The organism is Streptomyces sp., from assembly GCF_050698815.1.
Taxonomy (GTDB): Bacteria; Actinomycetota; Actinomycetes; order Streptomycetales; family Streptomycetaceae; genus Streptomyces.
The window spans coordinates 1-6157 of record NZ_JBOHCV010000286.1 but is presented as its reverse complement, the minus strand read 5'-3'; the positions used below and the strand labels follow the sequence as shown (position 1 = coordinate 6157).

The following is a 6157-nucleotide window of genomic DNA, read 5'->3' as shown; positions in this document are numbered from 1 at the left end:
TTCTTGACCTTCTTCGGCAGCATGTTCTTGCCGCGCCCGGCGTCGACGGCGGCACTGAGCTGCGGGTGCTTCACGTCCACACCGGTGTCGATGACCGCGACCTGGACGCCCGCGCCCTTGCTTTCGTTCCAGAGCTCGTCGAGCAGGACCCGCTGGAGTGACCAGGGTCGGCCCTTGTACTTCTTCGACGGGAACTCGCACTGCGTACTGGTGTCGGCCGCCGCCGGGGCGGCGGTGACCACGCTGAGCGTGGTCACCGCGACCGCCATCGCGGCCGGGACCGCCGTCCAGCGGCGCAGGCGTGCGGCGCCGGCCGTGGCGCGTTTCGCGCTGTACGTCATTCGTCTCTCCCCCGAGAGTCAGGAGCCCTGCGGCTGCTTGGCGCTGGATGTCGACAGCCGCGGCCCGGTCGGCAGGAACTGCGACCACACGGCCGGGATCGGAGCGGGCTTCTTCACGTTCTCGTAGCCGAGGCGTGCCTGAGCCGACTCGTTACCGTCCTGCTGGGCCTCCTCCTTCGACTTCTTCTTCTTGCCGATCTCCGACTCCTCCTCGGCGCTGTCGCTGTTGCCCTGCATGGCATAGCGCAAGCCGGTGTCCGTCACCAGGAAGATGCCGCCGGTGTCCATGTCGCTGCCCTTGACCTGACGGAAGAGCTGGCCCGAGCCGGGGCTGACGTACGCGCTGGTGGAACCGGTCGGCAGCTGTGCGGGGAAGTCCTCGCCCGCCCAGGTGCTGAGCGTGGTGCGGCCCGTCTTGCGGTTGACGTTCCGCAGCACGTTGCAGGAGGTGTCGCGCTCATTCGCCACGCTGTCCGCCCGGTTCACCGACTCGGGCGTCTGCTGCGGCCAGTTCTTCGACGCACCGAACTCCGAATCGCTCGGGGTGAATGCGGCTGCGCTGACCGGCTTGGCCTTGCCGCTCTGGTTCAACGGAAGCAGGGACCGTGTGCTGAGGAGCAGCTTCGCCATGAAGTCGGACACCGGCATGACCTGACCGGGCACCACGAGGTAGTACTGATCCCCGTTACCGGCCGGCGCCTTGAGCACCATGCCGACACGGTTCGAATCCTGGTCGAGTTGGCCACCGGGCACGTTCGCAGGGGCCGCGGGCGTCCCACCGATCGTGGGGAAGTTGATCGGATCGCCCTCGTGCAGGGTCGCCAGCCACTGGCTGGAGACCCGCTGCGGTTTCGCGTTCCGGTCGACGACGGTTCGCAGCAGCAGTTCGTCGTCCGCGATCGCGTACCGGGTGCCGCGCTTGTCGACGACGTAGAGCGTCTTGTCCGGGCCCTGTACGTACATCAGCTCGCCGCCGCGCAGCTGCTCCGATCCCCCCACCTTCTTCGCCTCGCGCTCCGACAGGACGAAGGCCGCCTTGCGAATGGCCCCGCCGTCCTCACGCGGCCGTTCGCAGACCGCCCAGCGCTTGTTGCTCCCCGCCTCCTCCGCGTCCGGCAGCCGGTCCGGCGCGTAGGGGATGCCGATGGTGGCGCCGTGCGGCAGCTTGCCGCTGTCGAGGAACTTCTCGTCGACCTTGATGGGCTTGGTGCCCTTGCTGGGATCGAGGAGCAGCTTGGCCGAGGCGAGGTTGAGCACGGGGTGGAGCTGTTCCCGCTTCCCCGTTTTCAGCACGACATACCGGGTGGTCGACTCGCTTCCGATGATGATGTTCTCTTCGACCTTGTCCCAGCCCTTCGGCACCTGGGGCTTGAACATCCCCCACGCTCCGAACCCGGCCATGATGACCACCCCGATGATCAGGCCGGGGACCACCGCGCGCAGGGGCCGCGGCGCTCCTTCCTCCGTGCCTGTCGGTGAAGGCTGAAGGAACTGCGCTACCAGCCGCTTCTTCGCGAAGGTGTAGGCGTTGAGTTCGTCCCGCCGTGATGCCATGAGTGAAGTGCCTCTCCCCGCTGACCGGTTCCCGTGGGCCATCGGCACACCGTCTCTGGTGCCGATTGTCGGACCGTCCCCCTACTATGCCGGTTGACGATCCTCTCCCGCTCCTCCGGTAGGGTGATCGCCCGGCCAACGCCCCTTGAGTACTAGGGCGAATACGGACATGAGGGGGCTTTGCGGCGATGGGAACTGCGACGCGATCCCGAGGTGCCGCAGCCGGTCACGGGGACCGACGCCAGAGCAACTCGGGGACTGCGACGAGTACGGTGCGTCCCCGCACGCCCGCCTCGACCGTTCTGCGTACGGAATCACGCACGGCGCGGGTCGGCCCGTTCCAGTTGCAACAGCTCGTGCTGATCGAGCTGGCGCTCATGGTGCTGGTGATCGCCGCCGCCGTGGACAAGCTGATGCTGGTGCCGGCGGCGGTGCTCGCGACCGCGCTGGTGCTGCTGGCGCTGATGCGCCGCCACCAGCGGTCGATGCGGGACTGGTTGTCGACGCTGATGGAACTGCGCGCCCGCAAGCGGATGTCCGCGCTGCCGCTGACCGAGCGGGTGGACGCGAGTTTCGCACCGGCCGTGGAGTGCGCACCCGGGCTGCGTACGTACGCCTTCCTCGACCGCGACCGGCGCACGATAGGGATGCTCGGCGACAGCAGCTTCCTCACCGCCGTGGTGCGGGTGGAGGCCGGAGTCAGTGCGCTGCGGCCCGCGTTCGGCGCGCGGGCGCTGCCGCTGGGGCTGCTGCGGGACGCGCTCGACGTGGACGGGATCGCGCTGGAGTCGGTGCAGGTGGTGCAGCACGTACAGCCGGCACCCGCGCCGCATCTGCCCGAACAGTCCGTGGCCCGGCGGAGTTACGCGCCGCTGCAGGAGCAGACCGGGTCGCCCGCGCTGCGGCTGACGTGGGTGGCGCTCAAGCTGGATCCGGAGCTGTGCCCCGAGGCGGTCAAGGCGCGCGGTGGCGGGGTCGAGGGGGCGCAGCGGTGTCTGATGCGCGCGGCCGATCAGTTGGCGAGCCGGATCACCGGCGCGGGCTTCCGCGCGACGGTGCTCAACGAGGAGGAGCTGGTGTCGGCCGTGGCCACGTCGGCCTGTGCCAACCCCCTGGCGACCGCCCGGGCGAGCCAGCCGGACGCACCGCCCACGCGGCGCACCCAGGAGACGGCGCGGGCCTGGCGGTGCGACGACCGCTGGCACACGACATACGGGGTGGGGCGCTGGCCGGAGGTCGGGCGGGCGGCGACGCCGATGCCGCGGCTGGTGTCGCTGCTGACGTCCGTGCCCACACTCACCACCACCTTCAGCCTCACCGTGGGCCGGGCCGGCCGTAAGCAGTCGGTGTCGGTCAACGGCCATGTGCGGATCACGGGGCGCACAGACGCCGAACTGAGCAACGCGCGCCGCCAGTTGGAGCGTGCTTCCCGGTCGGCGAAGGTCGGCCTCATACGACTGGACCGCGAGCAGCTGCCCGGCGTGCTCGCGACGCTGCCGCTGGGAGGTGCGCGCTGATGGCACGCGGTATGGGTCTGATGCAGGGGCTGCGGGGACCGCAGCGTGCGGGGCACTCGCTGCCCGCCGACCACCTGGCCGCGCTCTCGCTGCCGATCGGCGACGACGGCGTGGTCGTCGGCAACGACGCGGAGGGCCGCCCGCAGGTGGTGGGCTTCCACCACCCCATGCCCTACGACGTGGTGCTGATCGGCGGCCTGTGGACGGCACAGGTGCTGGCGCTGCGCACGGCGGGTACGGGCGCACGGGTGGCCGTCGAGACGGGCCGCGCGCAGGTGTGGACGAATCTGGTGCAGGCGGCGGGCGCGGGCCAGGAGTGCATCACGCTGCACGATGTGGCACGGGTGCCGCCGATGGGTCCGACCGTGGGCAGCCCAGTGCTGGTCGTTCGGGACTGCGGGATGCGGCCTCCGCGGGGACGGGTGGCCTCCTCGGCCTGGCAGTCGGTGCTGACACTGCTGCCGTATCTCAGCCCGGTGGCACCGCGGTTGCTGCGCAACTCCTCACTGGTCGGAGTGCAGCGGGTGTCGCCCGACGAGGCGCAGCAGATCGGCCGGATCATGCAACTGCCGCGACAGGATGTCGAGGCACTGTCGACCCTCGGGGACGGCGTGACCCTGTGGTGCACGCGGCGCGACCGGCGGTACGCCCTGACGCAGCCGACCGACGCCGAGTCGGGCCTGCTGGGGACCGCGCGACGGCTGGACTGAGGAACTGCGGGACTGCGGGACTGCGGGACTGAGCAGGTACGGCAGGGGGTTGCGGCGGCGGGTACACCCCCGCAGGCCGGGCAGGGGGCGGGGAGCACGGGGTCCCGGTCGCACGGTTGCGGCCCGGGGAGGGCACGTGGACGGGCGTCGGCCCGGCGAACAGCCGAGACGAAACCGAGACTTTGGGCTGGTTGAGTCGGGTGAGAGGGTGCCGTCCCCTGCCTGAGGCCGGGCCGCGCTGCCATGCCCGGCGCTGCGGCGATTAGGCTTGGTGGGCGGGCAGTAAATCGGGGTGCATGACCACAGCAGCAGGAGGCATTGTGAGCAGCGATCGGGACGAGATCCGCGATGGCGGGATGACGCCCGACACCGATCGGCACGATGCGGAAGCCGAGTCCGAGCACGAGACGGAGTCGACCGGGCAGTTCACCATCGATTACACACCGCCCGCCTGGTACACGCAGGACGCGAACGGCATGTCCGGCGGTGCGCAGCAGCCGGGTGCGAGTGCGTACGGGGGTTCTCCTCCTGTCGACCCGGGCTACGCCGCGTACCCGAGCGGACCGGCCGAACCCGCCCGCCCTGCCGATGACGCCGACGCGGTCGCACCACGGCCGTCCCCGACGGCCGCTGCCGCGGAGCCTGAGCCGGAGCCCAAGCCGGAGCCGGAAGCAAAGGCGGACTCGGAAGCACCGGGCGGCACGGGGCCGTTCGGCGACTTCCCGCTGGCCGGGCCGGACACGGGTGGCGCGAACGCCTCCGGCGATTCCGGCCCGCAGGACGCGCCGGACGACGCGCAGAACCAGGACGAGGGAACGGGCGCCTCCAGCGAGCCGGACCAGGGTGCCGGATCGGGTACGGGCAGCGGGGACATCGAGGACGGCGCCACGGTGCGGTTCTCCGCCGCCGCGCTGCGCCGGGAGATCGCCGAGGTCGCCGCCGCCAAGGAGCGCGAGAGGGCCGGGGCGGGTGACCTGCCGGCGAGCGACGGCACCTCAGCGGGTAACGAGCCTGCGGAGAGCGGCCTTTCGTCCCTCGCCGCTGCGGCCGGAACCGGCAAGGCGGAGAGCGGTGCCGCCGTGGAGCCCACGGACGCGGCGCCCACCGGCGGCGACGAGGCCGGTCCGGCTGTCGGCGCGGCCGGCGACGAGCCGGAGCCGAAGGACGCCGTACCGCCGCATCCGCTGTCGACGGGGCCCCAGCAGGCGCCACCGTGGCCGGAGACACCGGCCGGTCGGAGTGACACGCCTCCCGGGGCGGAACAGCCCTCCGGGCTGCCTCCGCTGCCGCCGGACTTCCAGCCCGCCACTCCCCCGCAGGCCGGCAACCCGTGGCATAACGCCACCGGTTCGTCCTCAGCCGTGCCCGAGCAGCGCGGTCACCAGCAGCAGCCCGGTCAGCCACAGCAGCACCCCGGGCAACAGCAGTCCGGCTACGGCTTTCCGCACCAGGCGGGCCACCCGCAGCCCGGGGCGCCGGGCGGTTACGGCTACCCGCAGCAGCCCCCGGGCAACGCGGGTGTGCCCGGGGTGCCCGGCGCGCCCGTACCACCGGGCGGCACTCCTCCGACACCCCAGCAACCGGTTCCGCCGCACGGCGGGCCGGGCAGTGACCGGCCGGCGCAGCCGTCGTCGCCCCAGGCACAGCCGCAGCCTCCGCAACAGCCGGGTGGTTACGGGTATCCACAGCAGGCGGGAGGCTACGGCTACCCGCAGCAACAGCCCGGTCAGCCGCAGTCTCCGCAACAGCCCTACCCGCCGCAGCAGTTCCAGCAGGGTCAGCCCGGCCACCCGGCCCAGCCCGGTCCACCGCAGCCCGGGGCACCGGGCGGTTACGGCTACCCTCAGCACGACCAGGGCCAGGGCCAGGCGCAGGCGCATCCCGGGCAGCAGCAGATGCCGCAGCAGCAGCCCGTAGACCCGCGCCGCCAGAACCAGGGCGGCTCGCCGCTCGGTTACACGGCAGCGGTCGAGCTGTCCTCCGACCGGCTGGTCAACAGCAAGCGCAAGCCCCGCCCGCAGAACCCGGCCCGGGC

General features: G+C 71.8%; 4 protein-coding genes and 1 pseudogene. 3 read left to right on the top strand and 2 right to left on the bottom strand.

From position 1 onward, the window contains the following. Both ACRDP3_RS10375 and eccB read right to left on the bottom strand, forming a co-directional pair. Positions 1-341: pseudogene (locus tag ACRDP3_RS10375) on the bottom strand (type VII secretion-associated serine protease mycosin); the annotation flags it as partial. Positions 342-359: 18 nt separating this feature from the next. Further along, complete coding sequence (eccB, locus tag ACRDP3_RS10370; protein ID WP_431516580.1) at positions 360-1895, bottom strand: type VII secretion protein EccB; 1536 nt, start codon at positions 1893-1895, stop codon at positions 360-362. 188 nt (positions 1896-2083) lie between these two features. Here eccB and eccE point away from each other — a divergent pair, with 188 nt between their 5' ends. The 3 genes from eccE to ACRDP3_RS10355 form a co-directional block, all read left to right on the top strand. Then, positions 2084-3412 (top strand): type VII secretion protein EccE, encoded by a 1329-nt coding sequence (gene eccE / locus ACRDP3_RS10365; protein WP_431516579.1) that lies wholly within the window; start codon positions 2084-2086, stop codon positions 3410-3412. After that, positions 3412-4122 carry a hypothetical protein gene (locus ACRDP3_RS10360; protein WP_431516578.1) on the top strand — a complete coding sequence of 237 codons (711 nt, stop codon included), beginning with the start codon at positions 3412-3414 and terminating at the stop codon, positions 4120-4122. Before eccE ends, ACRDP3_RS10360 begins: the two co-directional genes overlap by 1 nt. A gap of 320 nt (positions 4123-4442) precedes the next feature. Next, a partial coding sequence (locus ACRDP3_RS10355) for an SCO5717 family growth-regulating ATPase (protein WP_431516577.1) occupies positions 4443-6157 on the top strand: 1715 nt, incomplete at its 3' end.

What these genes read in the sequence shown, in the direction of transcription:
- eccB (WP_431516580.1), bottom strand. Translation starts at nt 1,895, where the DNA reads ATGGCATCACGGCGGGACGAACTCAACGCCTACACCTTCGCGAAGAAG.
- eccE (WP_431516579.1), top strand. Translation starts at nt 2,084, where the DNA reads ATGGGAACTGCGACGCGATCCCGAGGTGCCGCAGCCGGTCACGGGGAC.
- ACRDP3_RS10360 (WP_431516578.1), top strand. Translation starts at nt 3,412, where the DNA reads ATGGCACGCGGTATGGGTCTGATGCAGGGGCTGCGGGGACCGCAGCGT.